The sequence below is a fragment of the Pseudomonas sp. RL_5y_Pfl2_73 genome, from assembly GCF_963970515.1.
GTDB lineage: Bacteria > Pseudomonadota > Gammaproteobacteria > Pseudomonadales > Pseudomonadaceae > Aquipseudomonas.
The window spans coordinates 194,510-211,388 of sequence record NZ_CAXAPD010000005.1 but is presented as its reverse complement, the minus strand read 5'-3'; the positions used below and the strand labels follow the sequence as shown (position 1 = coordinate 211,388).

The 16,879-nt window shown below is 60.3% G+C and carries 17 protein-coding genes and 1 other RNA gene; 4 read left to right on the top strand and 14 right to left on the bottom strand.

Annotated elements, in window-relative coordinates; translation table 11 throughout:
• Nucleotides 1-4 precede the first annotated feature (4 nt).
• The 9 genes from mraY to rsmI all read right to left on the bottom strand — a co-directional run bounded on the left by mraY (nt 5) and on the right by rsmI (nt 8,980).
• Nucleotides 5-1,087, bottom strand: coding sequence for a phospho-N-acetylmuramoyl-pentapeptide-transferase (gene mraY, locus AACY42_RS07095; RefSeq protein WP_339478079.1), 1,083 nt, complete (start codon nt 1,085-1,087; stop codon nt 5-7).
• On the bottom strand, nt 1,087-2,454 hold the full coding sequence (locus tag AACY42_RS07090) for a UDP-N-acetylmuramoyl-tripeptide--D-alanyl-D-alanine ligase (RefSeq protein ID WP_339478077.1): 1,368 nt from the start codon (nt 2,452-2,454) through the stop codon (nt 1,087-1,089). The genes mraY and AACY42_RS07090 overlap by 1 nt, the downstream gene beginning before the upstream one ends.
• The gene (locus AACY42_RS07085; protein ID WP_339478076.1) at nt 2,447-3,910 is read right to left on the bottom strand and encodes a UDP-N-acetylmuramoyl-L-alanyl-D-glutamate--2,6-diaminopimelate ligase; all 1,464 of its coding nucleotides are present in this window, start codon (nt 3,908-3,910) and stop codon (nt 2,447-2,449) included. The genes AACY42_RS07090 and AACY42_RS07085 overlap by 8 nt, the downstream gene beginning before the upstream one ends.
• Nucleotides 3,910-5,649 (bottom strand): peptidoglycan D,D-transpeptidase FtsI family protein, encoded by a 1,740-nt coding sequence (locus AACY42_RS07080; RefSeq protein WP_339478255.1) that lies wholly within the window; start codon nt 5,647-5,649, stop codon nt 3,910-3,912. Before AACY42_RS07080 ends, AACY42_RS07085 begins: the two co-directional genes overlap by 1 nt.
• Nucleotides 5,649-5,942: a cell division protein FtsL gene (gene ftsL, locus AACY42_RS07075; RefSeq protein WP_339478073.1), complete on the bottom strand. Its 294-nt coding sequence runs from the start codon at nt 5,940-5,942 to the stop codon at nt 5,649-5,651. The genes AACY42_RS07080 and ftsL overlap by 1 nt, the downstream gene beginning before the upstream one ends.
• Complete coding sequence (gene rsmH, locus AACY42_RS07070) at nt 5,939-6,886, bottom strand: 16S rRNA (cytosine(1402)-N(4))-methyltransferase RsmH (protein WP_445261549.1); 948 nt, start codon at nt 6,884-6,886, stop codon at nt 5,939-5,941. Before rsmH ends, ftsL begins: the two co-directional genes overlap by 4 nt.
• On the bottom strand, nt 6,883-7,338 hold the full coding sequence (gene mraZ, locus AACY42_RS07065) for a division/cell wall cluster transcriptional repressor MraZ (RefSeq protein ID WP_003205355.1): 456 nt from the start codon (nt 7,336-7,338) through the stop codon (nt 6,883-6,885). Before mraZ ends, rsmH begins: the two co-directional genes overlap by 4 nt.
• Before the next feature lie 308 nt (nt 7,339-7,646).
• Nucleotides 7,647-8,000: RNase P RNA component class A (rnpB, locus tag AACY42_RS07060), an RNA gene on the bottom strand.
• A 74-nt stretch (nt 8,001-8,074) separates the two neighbouring features.
• Entirely contained in the window at nt 8,075-8,980 is a 906-nt protein-coding gene (rsmI, locus tag AACY42_RS07055) for a 16S rRNA (cytidine(1402)-2'-O)-methyltransferase (protein WP_339478071.1), read from the bottom strand.
• Between the two features lie 301 nt (nt 8,981-9,281).
• On the opposite strand from rsmI, the gene AACY42_RS07050 reads away from it, so the two are divergent.
• From AACY42_RS07050 to AACY42_RS07035, 4 genes are all read left to right on the top strand, one after another.
• Nucleotides 9,282-11,093, top strand: a complete 1,812-nt coding sequence (locus AACY42_RS07050) for a penicillin-binding protein activator (protein ID WP_339478069.1) — start codon at nt 9,282-9,284, stop codon at nt 11,091-11,093.
• Nucleotides 11,093-11,455, top strand: a complete 363-nt coding sequence (locus AACY42_RS07045; RefSeq protein WP_339478067.1) for a YraN family protein — start codon at nt 11,093-11,095, stop codon at nt 11,453-11,455. The genes AACY42_RS07050 and AACY42_RS07045 overlap by 1 nt, the downstream gene beginning before the upstream one ends.
• A gap of 102 nt (nt 11,456-11,557) precedes the next feature.
• Nucleotides 11,558-12,151, top strand: a complete 594-nt coding sequence (locus AACY42_RS07040) for a phosphoheptose isomerase (protein WP_007904374.1) — start codon at nt 11,558-11,560, stop codon at nt 12,149-12,151.
• On the top strand, nt 12,148-12,726 hold the full coding sequence (locus AACY42_RS07035) for a BON domain-containing protein (protein WP_003178201.1): 579 nt from the start codon (nt 12,148-12,150) through the stop codon (nt 12,724-12,726). The genes AACY42_RS07040 and AACY42_RS07035 overlap by 4 nt, the downstream gene beginning before the upstream one ends.
• Before the next feature lie 221 nt (nt 12,727-12,947).
• On the opposite strand, the gene AACY42_RS07030 is transcribed toward AACY42_RS07035, so the two are convergent.
• The 5 genes from AACY42_RS07030 to petA form a co-directional block, all read right to left on the bottom strand.
• Nucleotides 12,948-13,361, bottom strand: a complete 414-nt coding sequence (locus AACY42_RS07030) for a ClpXP protease specificity-enhancing factor (protein WP_339478065.1) — start codon at nt 13,359-13,361, stop codon at nt 12,948-12,950.
• 16 nt (nt 13,362-13,377) lie between these two features.
• Complete coding sequence (locus AACY42_RS07025) at nt 13,378-13,995, bottom strand: glutathione S-transferase N-terminal domain-containing protein (protein ID WP_003178195.1); 618 nt, start codon at nt 13,993-13,995, stop codon at nt 13,378-13,380.
• 151 nt (nt 13,996-14,146) lie between these two features.
• A complete protein-coding gene (locus AACY42_RS07020; protein WP_339478063.1) occupies nt 14,147-14,926 on the bottom strand; it encodes a cytochrome c1 in 780 nt (259 codons plus the stop codon).
• Entirely contained in the window at nt 14,926-16,137 is a 1,212-nt protein-coding gene (locus tag AACY42_RS07015; RefSeq protein WP_058545584.1) for a cytochrome b, read from the bottom strand. The genes AACY42_RS07020 and AACY42_RS07015 overlap by 1 nt, the downstream gene beginning before the upstream one ends.
• Complete coding sequence (petA, locus tag AACY42_RS07010; RefSeq protein ID WP_003205363.1) at nt 16,137-16,730, bottom strand: ubiquinol-cytochrome c reductase iron-sulfur subunit; 594 nt, start codon at nt 16,728-16,730, stop codon at nt 16,137-16,139. Before petA ends, AACY42_RS07015 begins: the two co-directional genes overlap by 1 nt.
• Nucleotides 16,731-16,879: the final 149 nt, after the last annotated feature.

Below are 16,879 nucleotides of genomic sequence, written 5' to 3'. Positions count from 1 at the left end.
CGTTCTACCTCAGCTTCAGGGTGGCAAGGCCGACCAGGACCAGAATCACGGTGATGATCCAGAAACGGACGATCACTCGTGGCTCGGGCCAGCCCTTGAGTTCAAAGTGGTGATGGATCGGCGCCATGCGAAATACCCGGCGGCCGGTCAATTTAAAGGACGCAACCTGAATGACGACCGACAGGGTCTCCATCACGAACACACCGCCCATGATGAACAGGACGATTTCCTGACGAACGATGACGGCGATGGTGCCCAGGGCCGCGCCCAGCGCCAGCGCGCCAACGTCGCCCATGAAGACTTGCGCCGGGTAGGTGTTGAACCACAGGAAGCCCAGGCCGGCACCGATCAGCGCACCGCAGAACACGATCAACTCGCCCGCCCCCGGCACATAGGGGATCAGCAGGTATTCGGCGAACTTCACGTTACCCGACAGGTAGCAGAAGATCCCCAGGGCACCGCCGACCATGACCGTGGGCATGATCGCCAGGCCATCGAGACCGTCGGTGAGGTTGACCGCGTTGCTCGAACCGACGATCACCAGGTAGGTCAGCACGATGAAACCTGCGCCCAGCGGGATGCTGTAGTCCTTGAGCATCGGCAGGATCAGGGTGGTCTCCACCGGAGAAGCAGCGGTCATATAGAGGAAGATCGCCGCGCCGAGGCCGAACACCGACTGCCAGAAATACTTCCAGCGGCTTGGCAGCCCACGGGAGTTCTTCTCGATGACCTTGCGGTAGTCGTCGACCCAGCCGATGGCGCCGAAGAACAAGGTTACCAGCAGCACGACCCAGACATACCGGTTCGCCAGGTCGGCCCAGAGCAAAGTGCTGATGCCGATGGACGAGAGGATCAGCGCGCCGCCCATGGTCGGGGTGCCGGATTTGGACAGGTGCGATTGCGGGCCGTCGTTACGGACCGACTGGCCGATTTGCAGGCTCTGCAGGGTGCGGATCATCCACGGGCCCAGGAACAGCGACAACGACAGCGCGGTCAGCACCCCCAGGATCCCGCGCAGGGTCAGGTACTGGAAGACCGCGAAGCCTTTGTGGAACTGTTGCAGGTACTCCGCTAGCAGCAGCAGCATCAATGTTTCTCCGTGGAGGCGCCGCACAGCGCCGCGACGATGTTTTCCATCGCTGCGCTGCGTGAGCCCTTGATCAATAAGGTGGTGTTCGGGTCCTGCTCGGCGCCCAAGGCCTGGATCAGTTCAGCCTGAGTGGTGAAATGCCGTGCGTGTTCGCCAAACGCGGCGACCGCATGGGCCATCATCGGACCGACCGCATACAGCGCGTCGACCTTGCCGCGCGCATAGGCACCGACGTCGTGATGCCCCTGTTGCGCCCAATCGCCCAGTTCACCGATGTCCCCCAGCACCAATACGGTGCGACCGGTGAAACCGGTGAGGATATCCACGGCCGCGCACATGGACGACGGGTTGGCGTTATAGGTGTCGTCGATCACGCGCATGCCGTTGCTGGCCAGTTGCGCGACGGAGCGCCCCTTGACCGGCTGCACGGCGTTCAACCCGGCGACAATGCCCGGCAGCGACACGCCCAGCGCATGGGCGGCAGCCGCTGCGGCCAGGGCGTTGGCAACGTTATGAATGCCGAGCAGGTTCAATTGCACCCGCTCAGCGCCATCCGGGCTGTGCAGGTTGAAGGCCGGGCAACCGCGAGCATCGCGGCCCAGGTCGCTGGCGTAGAAATTCGCGGCGAGGTTGTTCAGGGCAAAGGTCAGCACCTTGCGCCCACCCGCCCGGGTCTTCCAGATTTCGAAAGCCTTGTCGTCGAGGTTCAGCACGGCGACGCCATCGGCATCCAGCCCCTCGATGATTTCGCCTTTGGCCTCGACGATTTTTTCCGGTCCGCCGAACTCGCCGACGTGGGCGGTCCCGGCATTATTAAGCACCGCCACGTGGGGCTTGGTCATGCCCACGGTATAGGCAATCTCGCCGAGCCGCGAAGCGCCCAGCTCGATCACGGCGCCACTGTGCTCCGGCGCCAGTTCCAGCAAGGTCAGTGGCACGCCGAGGTCGTTGTTCAGGTTGCCACGGGTCGCCAACACGGGACCGCGGGTGCGCAGGATGCTGGCAAGCATTTCCTTGACCGTGGTCTTGCCGCTGGAGCCGGTGATGGCCGCGACCGGGTTGCCATACGCCGCGCGGTTCAGCGCACCGAGCTGGCCCAGAGCCTGGCGGGTATCGTTGACGAGCAATTGCGGCAGCGTACTGTTGGTCACTTCGCGCTCGACCAGTGCCGCGACCGCACCTTTGCCCGCCACTTCGTTCAAGTAATCGTGACCATCGAAGCGCGGCCCAGCCAGGGCGACGAACAATTGCCCCGACGCGATCGCCCGGCTGTCGATGCTGACGCCGTTGAAGGTGGCGTCCGCGGCAATGAGGCGCGCATTCAGGGCGCTGGTCAGTTCGCTGAGCTTCAGGGCTTTAAGCATGGGCCACCTCCCACGCGGTCAGGGCGTGATCGGCTTCCACAAGATCAGAGAAAGCATGGCGTTCGCCGTTGATTTCCTGATAATCCTCGTGGCCCTTGCCAGCCAGGACGATGACATCGTCCGCCGAGGCGCTGGCGATCAACTGGGCGATGGCCAGGCCGCGACCCTCCACGAAGGTGACGTTATCCGCGGCGGCAAAACCGGCGCGGATGTCGTCGAAGATCCGCAACGGGTCTTCGCTGCGTGGGTTGTCGTCGGTGACCAGCACGCCGTCAGCCAAGCGCTCGACCACTTCGGCCATCAGCGGGCGCTTACCGCGATCGCGATCGCCACCGCAGCCGAACAGGCACAGCAACTTGCCCTTGGCGTGAGGACGCAGGGCCGTGAGAACTTTTTCCAACGCGTCGGGGGTATGGGCGTAATCGACCACCACCAGCGGTTGAGTACCGCCACCCAGGCGCTGCATGCGACCGGCCGGGCCCTCGAGCTTCGGCAAGACCTTGAGAATTTCGTCCAGCGCGTAGTCCAGGCCGAGCAAGGCGCCGATGGCCGCCAATACGTTGCTCAGGTTGAAACGGCCGAGCAAGGTGCTGCGCAAATGGTGCTCGCCCTGGGGCGTGACCAGCGTGGCGCGCACGCCTTCGTCATTGAATTGCGCCAGGCGTACATAAAGGTAGGCGCTGGCATCTTCCAGGCTGTAGGTGATCAACCGGGACTCGCGCTTTTCGGCAGCCAGTTGCCGACCGAATTCGTCATCGAGGTTGATGACCCGGCACTTCAGGTCATTCCAGGCAAACAGCTTAGCCTTGGCTTCACCATAGGCCTGCATCGTGCCGTGGTAATCCAGGTGGTCTCGGGACAGGTTGGTCAACACCGCGACATCGAACGCCAGCGCGGTCACACGGCCCTGGTCCAAACCGTGGGAAGAGACTTCCATCGCAACGGCCTTGGCACCGGCCTTCTTCAGGTCCGCCAGGGTCGCTTGCACGGCAATCGGGTTCGGCGTGGTGTGCAGGCCACTTTCCAGTGCGCCATGGAAGCCGTTGCCCAAGGTGCCGACAATGCCGCAATGCTGGCCGAGCAGGTCGAGGGCCTGGGCCACCAGTTGGGTCACGCTGGTCTTGCCGTTGGTGCCGGTCACGCCCACCAGGTTCAGGTGACGGCTCGGCTCTGCGTAGAAACGCCCGGCGATGTCCGACAACTGCGCCGCCAGCCCCTTGACCGGAATCAGTGGAATGTCGGTGATCGGCAGCACGGTCGCGCCTTGCACTTCATAAGCCACGGCAGCCGCGCCACGTTTCAGGGCATCGGCAATATGGTCGCGACCATCGACACGGGCACCCGGCACCGCCAGGAACAAGTCCCCGGCGCGTACATTGCGGCTGTCCAGGGCCAATTCACGAATCAGCAGATCGTGACCGGCGTGGGCAAAGATCTTGTTCAGGCTCAGGGACATCAGCCACGCCCTCCTTCGGCTTTCAAGGGAACGACCGGTGCGGTATTGGCCTGCTGGGTCGGCGGCAGGTTATCCGGGGTAATGTTCATCAGGCGCAAGGTCCCGGACATCACTTTGCTGAACACCGGCGCCGAGACCAGGCCACCGAAGTAGCCAGCCTTGCTCGGTTCGTCGATGACCACGACGATGGCGTAGCGCGGGTCGCTCATCGGGCCGAAGCCGGCAAACAGCGAACGGTAGGAGTTCTCGGCGTAGCCCTTGATGCCCACGGAGACTTTACGGGCCGTACCCGATTTGCCTGCCACGTGATAGGCCGGGACCTGGGCGCGATAGACACCACGCGGCGCCTCGATCACCTGCTGCAGCATGCCCTGCATGGTCTTGGCGACGCTCTCCGGGATCACCTGGGTAGTCTGCGGCGCCTTGTCGGCCTTGATCAGGGTCAGCGGTGCCATCCGCCCATTGTTCGCCAGCGCGGAAAACGCGTGGACCAACTGGATCGCTGTCACGGAAACACCGTAGCCGTAGGACAACGTGGCGGTTTCAGCCTTGCGCCAATCGCGGTAGTTCGGGAGGTTGCCGACACGCTCGCCCGGGAAGCCCAGGCCGGTGTCCTGGCCGAGGCCAATTTTCTGGGCCAGGTGATAAATCGTCTCGCCGCCGATATCGAAGGCGATCTTGCTCATACCGACGTTACTGGAGTTGATCAGGATGCCGGTCAGGTCGAGTACCGGGCCTTCAGTCCTGGACACGTCGCGGATGGTGTACTTGCCGATCTGTAGGGTACCCGGGTACACCTCGACCGTGTCGCTCGGTTTCCAGCGCCCGGTTTCCAGGGCGGCGGCCATCGACACCGCTTTCATGGTCGAGCCCGGTTCGAACACGTCGATCATCGCGCGGTTGCGCATCATCGCCGGTTGCAGGTTGCGACGGTTGTTCGGGTTGTAGGTCGGCTGGTTGACCATCGCCAGGATCTCGCCAGTCTTCACGTCCAAGATCACCAGGCTGCCGGCCTTGGCACCGTTCTCGACGATGGCGTTGCGCAACTCACGGTTGGCCAGATATTGCAGGCGCAGGTCAATGGACAACGCCAAGGGCTTTCCGGCCTTGGCGTTTTTGGTGACTTGGACATCCTTGATCAGCCTGCCGCGCCGATCCTTGATGACCTGGCGCTTGCCGGGAATCCCGGCGAGCCATTCGTCATAGGCCAGTTCGACACCCTCCCGCCCTCGGTCATCAATGTCGGTAAACCCGACCATGTGGGCGGTGACTTCACCGGCCGGGTAAAACCGCCGGAACTCTTCGATGCCGTAGACACCGGGGATTTTCAAGTCGAGCACACTCTGGCCTTGCTCGGGCGTCAACCCGCGCACCAGGTAGATGAATTCTTTGTTGGCCTGGGCTTCGAGGCGCTCAGCCAGGGCCTTGGGATCCTGTCCAAGCGCCGCCGCCAGTGCGGGCCATTTTTCCTTGGCCGACTGCATTTCCTTGGGGTTCGCCCACAAGGTGGTCACCGGAGTGCTCACGGCCAGGGGTTCGCCATTGCGGTCGGTGATCAGACCACGGTGCGCCGGGATCGGAATATGTCGCACGCTACGGGCGTCACCCTGCTCCTTGAGGAAGGCACGGTCGACGACCTGCAGGTCGATGATGCGCCAGGAAATGGCCGCCACCATGATCCCGAGCAAGCCCAGGACCAGGCGAAACCGCCACGGGAACAGCGCCCCTTCGAGTTTCATCATGGCGTCACCATCTGCACTTCGGCAGCGCCAGGGATACGCATTTTCAGTTGTTCGGTGGCCAAGACTTCGATGCGGCTATGGGCAGTCCAGGTGCTCTGTTCCAGGATCAGCCGGCCCCACTCGGCCTGCGCCTTATCGCGCACGCTCAGTTCGCTGTAGAGGGTATTGAGCAACTGCCGATTCCAATGCGCGCTGTAGGACACGGCGATGGCCGACACGAGCACGCCGACAAACAGCAGCAGCATGAAAAAGCTGCCGCCAGGCAAAGGCTTGGCGAAGAGCCTGCTCACCGCAACTTCTCCGCAACACGCATGACCGCGCTACGGGCGCGCGGGTTGGCCTTGAGTTCAGCCTCGGAGGCGAACTGCGCCTTGCCATGGACCTTGATTTTTGGCACGAAGGCTTCGAAACGCACCGGCAGGTTGCGCGGTAGGTTATCGGCTTCGCCCTTGGTGAGTTTGCGCATGAACAGCTTGACGATGCGGTCTTCCAAGGAATGGAAGCTGATCACCACCAGCCGACCGCCGATCTCCAGCGCTTCAAGCGCCGCTTCGAGACCGACTTCCAGATCGCCCAGCTCGTTATTGACGTGGATGCGCAAGCCCTGGAAAGCCCGGGTCGCCGGATTCTTGCCTTTCTCCCAAGCCGGATTGGCAACCTTCAGCACCTCGGCCAGATCGCCGGTGCGCTCGAATGGCTTGATGTCGCGCCGCTCGACCACGGCACGGGCCATGCGGCCGGAGAAACGCTCTTCACCGTATTCCTTGAAGACACGGGCGATTTCTTCCACCGAGGCAGTGTTGACGAATTCGGCGGCGCTGATCCCACGGGACGGGTCCATGCGCATGTCCAGCGGGCCGTCATTGAGGAAACTGAAGCCGCGCTCCGGGTCGTCCAGTTGTGGCGAAGACACGCCCAGGTCGAGCAACACGCCACTGACCTTGCCGGCCAGGCCACGCTCGGCGACTTCCGAAGCCAGCTCGGCAAAGCTGCGCTGCACAATGACAAAGCGGCCGTCTTCGGCCGCCAGCGCTTGCCCGGTGGCAATCGCTTGAGGATCCTTGTCGAACCCCAGCAACCGGCCACCCGGACCGAGCTTGCTGAGAATCAACCGGCTGTGTCCGCCACGCCCGAATGTGCCGTCCAGATAGCAGCCATCAGGACGTACGGCGAGAGCCTCGACGGCTTCGTCAAGCAGTACGGTGATGTGGTTAAAGCCGCTTTCAATAGTCACAGGATCAAATCACGCAGTTCATCAGGCATGGCGCCCGGTTGTTGAATAGCAGCGAGGTCAGCGGCAGAAACCGCATTCCAGGCATCTTCGTCCCACAGCTGGAACTTGTTCAGTTGGCCCACCAGCATCGCGCGCTTGTCCAGCTTGGCGTACTCGCGCAGGCGCGGTGGCACCAGGAAACGACCACTGCCATCGAGCTCGAGGTCGACGGCATTACCGATCAGCAAGCGTTGTAAGCGGCGATTTTCTTCACGCAACGAAGGCAGTGCGCGCAGTTTGGTTTCGATGATTTCCCACTCATCAAGAGGGTAAACGCACAAACATGGGTCAACGGCGTCGATCGTGACGATTAACTGCCCCGAACTTCGCGAAACGAGCTCGTCACGATACCGGCTGGGCATGGCGAGCCGCCCTTTTGCATCGAGACTGATAGCGTTAGCTCCGCGAAACACGTCTGCGTTTCTCCACTTTTTGGCGTTTTACCTTCAAAAAAACCCACTTCATGCCACTTTCCGCCACTTGCGCACACTATAGGAATGCGCCCACCGCACCGTCAAGGCGCGCAATGAAGGAAAAGCCTTATAGATCGGAGATTTAGGAGCGTTTCAGGAGGGGCAACAAGAATTTGACGTAGGAAATTTCACCAAAAACTCAAGCAGTACAGGGGGCTGCGCACACAAGTTAAAGTGATTTGTTAAGAGTAAGATTTTTTTGGTATTAGGAACTGCGTCTGCCAGTGATTCCGGCAGGGAGGGAAAAGGTGGAGAGTCGATCTGTAAGCCGGGTTCTGTCTTGAACAGTCATTCGTCTACGATGGCCATCACTGGACATCTTTAGCAACCTACCCGGTCCCAGCGCGGGCCACGCCTTGGGACCCTATTTGGTCTTGCTCCAAGTGGGGTTTACCTAGCCACGAACTGTTGCCAGCCGTGCGGTGCGCTCTTACCGCACCTTTTCACCCTTACCGGCGCCGAAGCGCTTAGGCGGTTATTTTCTGTGGCACTTTCCGTAGGCTCACGCCTCCCAGGCATTACCTGGCACTTCGCCCTATGGAGCCCGGACTTTCCTCCCCCCCCTAATTTTCATAGAGGGCAGCGACTGTCCGATCGACTCTCCGCCGCGAAGGTTAACGGTAGAGCGCTTGAAGAACAAGCGCTAAAAGCCATGGGCCAGCCCCGTGTCCCGGTTTCACGGGCCTTTCTGTTTTTCCAGCGCAACTTGATACAGCACGTTCTTGCGCTCGCCAGTGATCTGCGCAGCAAGGGCAGCGGCGCGCTTGAGGGGCATTTCCTCGAGCAGCAGGTTCAGGACGCGCATCGCCTCGCTGCTGACAGCGTCTTCACTTTCCGGTGCTGTCCAACCCGCCACTAGCACGACACATTCGCCGCGCTGCTGGTTGCTGTCGCCTTCGACAAACGCCCGCAGCTCCGCCAACGGCAACCCCTTGAGAGTTTCGAAGGTCTTGGTCAACTCACGAGCCAACAACGCCGGGCGCTCCGCGCCGAACACCAACTCCATATCTTGCAGGCACTCAAGGATGCGGTGCGGCGCTTCATAAAAGATCAGCGTGCGCGGCTCTTCCTTTATGGCCTCCAGGCGCGCTCGCCGCCCCACCGCCTTGGCCGGCAGAAAACCTTCGAAGATGAAACGGTCCGACGGCAAGCCTGCCGCCGACAGTGCCGCGATCAATGCACAAGCGCCCGGCACCGGCACCACACTGATACCGGCCGCCCGGGCCTGACGCACCAGATGATAGCCAGGGTCGGAAATCAGCGGCGTACCGGCATCGGAAATCAGCGCGACGTTATCGCCCGCCAGCAGCCGGGTAATGAAACGACTGCCTTCATCCCGCTCATTGTGTTCATGACAGGCCGCCAACGGCGTGGAAATGCCGAAATGCTGCAGCAGACGCAGGGAGTGGCGCGTGTCTTCAGCTGCGATCAGCGCAACCTCTTGCAGGATTTTCAGCGCCCGGGCACTGATATCGTCCAGGTTGCCGATGGGCGTCGCCACCACGTAAAGCGAGCCGGCAGCGGAATTCAAAGCACCTGGAGCAGTCAAGACACACACCTCATGATCGGTAAAAACCGCCATTGTAGCGTGTAGCGGCCGCCTCGGCTGCTTAGGTAGGAGCTGACGAGCAAAGCGAGACTGCGATCTTTCCCCAGATACTTGAATCCCAAGCGAAAGATCAAAAGATCGCAGGCTGCGCCGCTCCCACAGAGGCCAACGGGCACTTGCCACAACGCCACAAGGACTCAATACCCGCTCTTTATGTGCTGCGTCGCGATCGCTGAACGACCTAAATTGACCGATTCACACCACTAACATCGCGCCCCGGCCAGCGCTTGGGTACAATTCGACGCTAATTTGATCTCGTATCAGGAACACTTACATGATCGCTTGCCTGCGGCTGCTCTCCGCCCTCTGCCTCGCTGCCCTCCTGGCGGCCTGCGCCAGCTCGCCCTCGTCCAGCCTTGGCGAACTTCCACGCACCCCGGATGCCAGTATCGAGCAATTGCTCGAACAGGCCACTCAAAGCAAAAATCCGGAAAAAGCCGCCCTGCTGCGCCTGAGCGCTGCCGACCTGGCCTACCGTCAGGGCAATGCCGGCCAGTCCGCACAGATCCTGCAACAAGTGCCGATGGAACAACTCAAGCCCGGTCAGCAGATTTTCGCCAGCACGCTGTCGGCTGAGCTGGCGATGACCCGCAACCAGCCCAAGGCGGCACTGACCGCCCTGAGCCACCCAAGCCTGCAACACCTGAGCGAAATGCCGGTGGAGCAGCAGGTCCGCACCGGTACCGTCCGGGCCCGCGCCCTGGAGGCCGACGGCCAGACCCTGGCCGCCGCCAAGGAACGTATTTTCATCGCGCCCCTGCTGGAAAATGACGCGGCGGCCAAAAACCACGAAGCAATCTGGTCGTTGATCGCCTCGCTGCCCACCGACCAGTTGCAGCCAAGCGCCAACGACGACCTAGGCGGCTGGCTGAGCCTGGCCCAGGCCGTCAAGATCGCTGGCACCCTGGAACAACAGCAGGCAGCCATCGACCACTGGCGCGAACAGAATCCACAACACCCCGCCGCCCTACAACTGCCGACACCCCTGGTCAAACTCAAGGAACTGGCGAGCCAGCCACTGAGCAAGATCGCCCTGCTGCTGCCACAGCACGGCCAGCTGACTGCGGTTGCCAAGGCCTTGCGTGAGGGTTTCATGGCCGCGCACTACCAGGCCCAGCAGGCCGGTCAGAAGCAACCAAGCATCCAGTTCTATGACAGCTCCGGCCTGACCTCCATGGACGAGTTCTATCGCAAGGCCCAGGCCGACGGCGTGCAACTGGTAGTCGGACCGCTGGAAAAACCACTGGTCAAGCAGATCAGCACCCACACGCAACTGCCGATCACCACCCTGGCGCTGAACTACAGCGAAGGCGAACAAGGGCCACCGCAACTGTTCCAGTTCGGCCTGGCAGCCGAGGATGAAGCCCGCGAAGTCTCCCGTCGCGCCCGCGCCGATGGCCTGCATCGCGCCGCCGTCATGGTACCCAAGGGTGGATGGGGCGATCGCGTCCTGAAAGCCTTTAGCCAGGACTGGCAGGCCAATGGCGGCACCATCATCGCAATCGAACGGATCGACCAGCCGGTGCAATTGGCCCAGCAGATCGCCGACATGTTCCAGCTGCGCAAGAGCGAAGCTCGCGCCAAGAGCCTGCAAAACACCGTCGGCACCACGGTCGCGGCCCAGCCGTCCCATCGCCAGGACATCGAATTCATCTTCCTGGCCTCGACGCCGCAACAGGCCCAGCAGATCAAGCCGACCCTGAACTTCCAGTACGCAGGCGATGTACCGGTCTACGCAACGTCTTCAGTGTTCAGCGCCAGCGGCGACCAGAACCAATACAGAGACATGGGCGGTATCCGTTTCTGCGAAACCCCTTGGCTGCTCGACGCCAATGACCCGCTGCGCAAGCAGGTCACCGCCCAGTGGCCCCAGGCAGGTGGCAGCCTGGGCCGGCTGTACGCGATGGGGCTAGACGCCTATCGCCTGGCGCCGCGTCTGGGTCAGCTCAAGACACTGCCAGACAGCCGCATCGAAGGCCTGTCGGGTAGCCTGGCAGTGTCTTCGACCCAGCGCGTACAGCGTCAACTGCCTTGGGCCGAGTTCGTCAACGGCCAGGTGCAGCGCCTGCCGGATACCCAGCGCTGATGCCCGACCGATCACGCCAACAAAGCGGACGGGATGCCGAGGGCCAGGCCCTCGCGCATCTCCAGCAACAAGGCCTGCGGCTGGTGGCGCAGAACTGGTTGTGCAAACGCGGCGAGCTTGATCTGGTCATGCTTGACGGCGATACAGTAGTATTCGTCGAGGTTCGCTACAGAAAAAATACTCAATGGGGTGGCGCGCTCGACAGCATTGACGAGCGCAAGCGCCAGAAGCTGGTCTTCGCCGCGCAGTATTTTCTGCACAGCGAGCCCCGCTGGGCCGATCATCCCTGCCGCTTCGACGTGGTTGCCATCGACAGCAACGCCGCCCAGTTGAACTGGCTGCAGAACGCCTTCGACAGTTGAGCGCCCATGCCGAGCCGGATGCCCTCACATAACTTTTTTGCTCTTTGCTTTGCGCGCCGCACATGTTTGTGCCGATAAGCCGCGCTACTTAAGGTCACACAGATGGACATGCAATCGCGAATTCGCCAGCTTTTTCAGGCCAGTATCGACACCAAGCAACAGGCGATGGACGTACTTGCACCGCACATCGAGCAAGCCAGCCAAGTGATGGTCAACGCCTTGCTCAACGAGGGCAAGATGCTTTCGTGTGGCAATGGCGGCTCGGCCGGCGACGCCCAGCACTTTTCCTCGGAACTGCTCAACCGCTTCGAACGCGAGCGCCCGAGCCTGCCAGCGATCGCCCTGACCACCGACAGCTCGACGATCACCTCGATTGCTAACGACTACAGCTACAACGAGATATTCTCAAAACAGATCCGCGCCCTGGGCCAACCCGGCGATGTACTGCTGGCGATTTCCACCAGCGGCAACTCAGCCAATATTATTCAAGCGATCCAGGCCGCACATGATCGCGAAATGATTGTCGTAGCATTGACCGGTCGTGACGGCGGCGGCATGGCGTCCCTGCTATTGCCAGAAGACGTCGAGATCCGCGTACCGGCCAATGTCACCGCACGCATCCAGGAAGTCCACCTGCTGGCGATCCACTGCCTTTGCGACTTGATCGACAGCCAACTGTTCGGGAGTGAAGAATGACCCCTAATCGCCTAGGCCTTCTGGCCCTGACCCTGTGCCTCGGCATCAGCGGCTGCACATCGGTGGTTAACGCCAGCCGGGAAAAGCCGATTGAAGATGACCGCGGCACCCGCACCTTCGGCAGCAAGATCGACGACTCCCTGATTGAAACCAAGGTAGGCGTGAACATCGCCAAGGCCGACCCGGACCTGGACAACAACTCGCACATCGTCGTCACCAGCTTCAACGGCGTCGTATTGCTGGCCGGCCAGACCCCACGCGCCGACCTCAAGGCCAAGGCCGAACAGGAAGCGAGCGCCGTGCAACGGGTCAAGACCGTGCACAACGAACTGCAGGTCCTGCAACCTTCCTCGCTGCTGGCACGCCAGAACGATGCCTGGTTGACCACCAAGATCAAGACCCAGATGCTCACCGACGCCAGTATTCCCGGCTCGCGTATCAAGGTTGTGACCGAGAATGGCATTGTCTATTTGCTGGGGTTGTTGACCAAAAAAGAGGCTGCGCAGGCGACCAACTTGGTGCAGGGTGTGTCCGGGGTGCAGAAAATCGTCAAGTTGTTTGAGTATATTGACTGATATAAATGCAGGTACAAGAACGGCGCTTTTTCCTGGAAAGGAAGGCGCCGTTTTTTTATCGCTTCGCTTCGTTTTGGTTGGCTGGTGTGTATATCCGTTGCTGCGGTAACGGATATACACACCAACCATGACACAAAAAAAATGCCCACATCTCACGATACGGGCATTTTCTTAACCAAGTCACCAAGCTTTCAAACAGCCTGTATCTGGCACATGTCTACCTACTTCACCACTTTCAAACTCGGCCGACCGCTAGGACGCGGTGGCTCGTCATCCGGTGGCGGCAAGTCATCATCCGGCTCGAACGCTTCCTCGCCATCGAGCGGCGCTTCCAGCTCAAACACCATGCCTTGGCCATTCTCCCGAGCATAAATCCCCAGGATCGCAGCAATAGGCACGTACAAAGTGTGCGGCACGCCACCGAAGCGCCCTTCGAAGCTGACGGCATCGTTATCCATATGCAAGTGACGCACAGCGGCTGGCGACACGTTCAAGACAATTTGCCCGTCATTGGCAAAACCCTGCGGCACCTGCACCGACGGAAACTCGGCGTTGACCAGCATGTGCGGGGTGCAATCGTTGTCCACAATCCACTCGTAGAGCGCGCGGACCAGATAAGGTCGACTGGAGTTCATAGCGGCTCCCTAAGCCTTAGCGCATGTCACGTTCGACACCAGACAGACTCGCCTGGAATGCCTCACGCGCGAATTGGCGCTCCATATAATCAAGCAGCGGCTTGGCAGGCCGCGGCAGTTCGATACCCAGAATCGGCAAACGCCAGAGTATGGGCAATAGGCAGCAATCCACCAGACTTTGTTCCTCACTGAGGAAAAACGGCTTGTCGACGAACAGCGGCGATACGCCGGTCAGGCTTTCACGCAGCTCCTTGCGCGCCACGACCCGCGCCGGCTCCTTGGTCCGGGAATCCAGGATCAGGTCCACCAACCCGCACCAGTCACGCTGGATGCGATGGATCAGCAAACGGCTGTTGGCACGCGCGACAGGGTACACCGGCAGTAAAGGCGGATGCGGATAACGCTCATCCAGATATTCCATCACCACGGTCGACTCCCACAAAGCCAGGTCACGATCGACCAGTGTGGGCAGGCTGCCGTAAGGGTTCACCTCGATCAGCTTCGGCGGCTGACGGCCCGCTTCGACGTAAATGATCTCGGCGCTGACACCCTTCTCTGCCAGTACGATGCGTACCCGGTGGGAATAGTGGTCAGCGGGGTCGGAGTAACAGGCCAACCGATTGGTCACGCCCATGGCGATCCTCCTCGCTTGTTGAAATTATCGAAAAACGGAAAAACGAGCGCGCCCAGAGGGCGTCTCCCGTAACACCTGGCAGGCCAGGCTCGTTACATGTCTAGAGACGCCCTTGGGCGCGCACGATTAACAGCAATGGCTTACAGCTTTATCAATGCACGTCTTTCCAGTATTCACGCTTGAGCAGGTAAGCGAATACGAAGAAGAACGCCAGGTACAGCAATACATAGGTACCGATGCGCTGATGCTCCAGCTTCACCGGGTTGGCCGAGTAGGCCAGGAAGGTCACCAGGTTCTTGACCTTCTCGTCGAACTGCTCCGGCGTCAGGCTGCCAGTGTTCGGCACAATGGTCAGCTGATCGCAGGCTTCATGAGTCAAAGCGGTGCCAGTCAGCGGATCGAATTGCTTTTTGCCGTCCTCGACGATCTGAACCTGTTTGCAGCCTACCACCTGGCGACCCTGAAGGCCGACCAGTACGTTAGGCATGCCGACGCTCGGGAAGACCTTGTTGTTCACGCCCCATGGACGTGCAGGATCTTCGTAGAACGAACGCAGGTAACCATAGAGCCAGTCCGTCCCACGCACACGAGCGACCAGGGTCAGGTCCGGCGGCGCGGCACCGAACCAGGTCTTGGCGTCCGCAGGTTGCATGCCGATCTCCATGTGATCACCGATTTTGGCACCCGTGAATATCAGATGGCTCTGCATGAGATCTGCGGGGATATCCAAATCTTTGGCTACGCGCTCATAGCGCTGGAACTTCGCGCTGTGACAGCCCATGCAATAGTTGGCAAATGTACGCGCACCATCTTGCAAGGCGACCTTATCAGCGACGTCAATTTCAACCTTTTCAAGCTCAGGCTCAAGCGTGTTGGCAAAAGAGACAGCAGGAAGCACAGCCAGAATCAAAACTGCAAATAACTTTTTCATCAGCCAGTCACCCTTTCCGGAACCGGTTTGGTCTTCTCGAGCCTGGTGTAGAACGGCATCAGAATGAAATAGGCGAAATACAGGAACGTGCAGACCTGCGAGAGCAGCGTACGCCCCGGCGTCGGCGCCAGTACCCCGAGCACACCCAGGATCACGAACGAGATGCAAAATACCCAGAGCCAGATCTTGCTCAGCCAGCCTTTGTAGCGCATCGACTTGACGGGGCTGCGATCCAGCCACGGCAGGACGAACAGCACGGCGATGGCTGCGCCCATGGCAATAACGCCCATCAGCTTGTCCGGAATTGCCCGAAGGATCGCGTAGAACGGCGTGAAATACCAAACTGGAGCAATATGCGCAGGCGTCTTGAACGCGTTCGCCTGCTCGAAGTTCGGCTTCTCGAGGAAATAACCACCCATTTCCGGGAAGAAGAACACGATGGAGCAGAAGATGAACAGGAAGACCACTACGCCGACGATATCTTTCACGGTGTAGTACGGATGGAAAGCGATGCCATCCAGCGGTACGCCGTTCTCGTCCTTGTGCTTCTTGATGTCCACGCCATCCGGGTTGTTCGAACCGACTTCGTGCAAGGCCAGGATGTGCAACACCACCAGGCCGAGGATCACGATCGGCAAGGCGACCACGTGCAGGGCGAAGAAGCGGTTCAGGGTAATGCCCGAGATCAGGTAGTCACCACGGATCCACTGGGTCAGGTCGTCACCGATGACCGGGATCGCACCGAACAGCGAGATGATCACCTGGGCCCCCCAGTAGGACATCTGGCCCCACGGCAGCAGGTAGCCCATGAAGGCCTCGGCCATCAGCGCCAGGTAGATCAGCATGCCGAAGACCCACACCAGCTCACGAGGCTTCTGGTACGAACCGTAGAGCAGGCCACGGAACATGTGCAGGTAGACCACGATGAAGAACGCCGAAGCGCCGGTGGAGTGCAGCAGACGCAGGATCGAGCCGTACTCGACGTCGCGCATGATGTATTCGACGGAAGCAAACGCTTCTTCCGCCGACGGGGTGTAGCTCATGGTCAACCAGACACCGGTAACGATCTGGTTGACCAGAACGAGCAGCGCCAGGGAGCCAAAGAAATAGAAGAAGTTGAAGTTCTTCGGAGCGTAATACTTGCTGAGATGGTCTTCCCACATTTTGGTCGCGGGAAAGCGCGCATCAACCCAATCCATGAATTTGCTCATCACGCTTTCTCCGTATCGACGCCGATGACAATGATGTCGTCGGTCTCATAGGAATGCGGGGGAACTGGCAGGTTCAGAGGTGCAGGCTGCGACTTGTAGACGCGACCAGCCAGGTCATAGTGGGAGCCGTGGCAAGGGCAGAAATAACCACCGACCCAGTCCTTGCCCAGATCGGCAGGCGCCACCTCAGGACGGAACGTTGGCGAGCAACCCAGGTGCGTACAAATTCCGATCAGCAGCAGGACTTCCGGCTTGATCGAACGCGTTTCAGGATTGACGTATTCCGGTTGGACCGAGTTCTTGGAGGACGGGTCGGACAACTGACCCTCGATCTTTTTCAGATTCCCCAGGATTTCCTCTGTACGGCGGACGATGAACACCGGCTGGCCGCGCCACTCAGCAATCATCTGCTGGCCTGGCTCGATCTTGCTGACATTCACTTTCACCGGTGCACCTGCGGCTTTCGCCTTGGCACTGGGAAACCATGACCCCACGAACGGGACCGCAGCCCCCACCGCTCCTGCAGCACCCACCACGGATGTGGCTGCTACCAGGAAGCGACGCCGGCCTGCATTCACGCCGTCATTGCTCATTCAGTCCTCTCCCATCAGCTTTGTGGCCTGTTAGATCAGGCGTCTACTAAGTAAAAATCTGAACTTATAAAAATTTTGCCGAATGGTAATGAAAAGCCCCAATTCTGACAAGGTAATTACCATGCGGCCAAACCGCCAAGCCTTGTAGT

Excerpts from the sequence above, each read along its gene's own strand:
- mraY (WP_339478079.1), bottom strand. The coding sequence starts at position 1,087 with ATGCTGCTGCTGCTAGCGGAGTACCTGCAACAGTTCCACAAAGGCTTC.
- AACY42_RS07090 (WP_339478077.1), bottom strand. The coding sequence starts at position 2,454 with ATGCTTAAAGCCCTGAAGCTCAGCGAACTGACCAGCGCCCTGAATGCG.
- AACY42_RS07085 (WP_339478076.1), bottom strand. The coding sequence starts at position 3,910 with ATGTCCCTGAGCCTGAACAAGATCTTTGCCCACGCCGGTCACGATCTG.
- AACY42_RS07080 (WP_339478255.1), bottom strand. The coding sequence starts at position 5,649 with ATGAAACTCGAAGGGGCGCTGTTCCCGTGGCGGTTTCGCCTGGTCCTG.
- rsmI (WP_339478071.1), bottom strand. The coding sequence starts at position 8,980 with ATGGCGGTTTTTACCGATCATGAGGTGTGTGTCTTGACTGCTCCAGGT.
- AACY42_RS07050 (WP_339478069.1), top strand. The coding sequence starts at position 9,282 with ATGATCGCTTGCCTGCGGCTGCTCTCCGCCCTCTGCCTCGCTGCCCTC.
- AACY42_RS07045 (WP_339478067.1), top strand. The coding sequence starts at position 11,093 with ATGCCCGACCGATCACGCCAACAAAGCGGACGGGATGCCGAGGGCCAG.
- AACY42_RS07040 (WP_007904374.1), top strand. The coding sequence starts at position 11,558 with ATGGACATGCAATCGCGAATTCGCCAGCTTTTTCAGGCCAGTATCGAC.
- AACY42_RS07035 (WP_003178201.1), top strand. The coding sequence starts at position 12,148 with ATGACCCCTAATCGCCTAGGCCTTCTGGCCCTGACCCTGTGCCTCGGC.
- AACY42_RS07030 (WP_339478065.1), bottom strand. The coding sequence starts at position 13,361 with ATGAACTCCAGTCGACCTTATCTGGTCCGCGCGCTCTACGAGTGGATT.
- AACY42_RS07025 (WP_003178195.1), bottom strand. The coding sequence starts at position 13,995 with ATGGGCGTGACCAATCGGTTGGCCTGTTACTCCGACCCCGCTGACCAC.
- AACY42_RS07020 (WP_339478063.1), bottom strand. The coding sequence starts at position 14,926 with ATGAAAAAGTTATTTGCAGTTTTGATTCTGGCTGTGCTTCCTGCTGTC.
- AACY42_RS07015 (WP_058545584.1), bottom strand. The coding sequence starts at position 16,137 with ATGAGCAAATTCATGGATTGGGTTGATGCGCGCTTTCCCGCGACCAAA.
- petA (WP_003205363.1), bottom strand. The coding sequence starts at position 16,730 with ATGAGCAATGACGGCGTGAATGCAGGCCGGCGTCGCTTCCTGGTAGCA.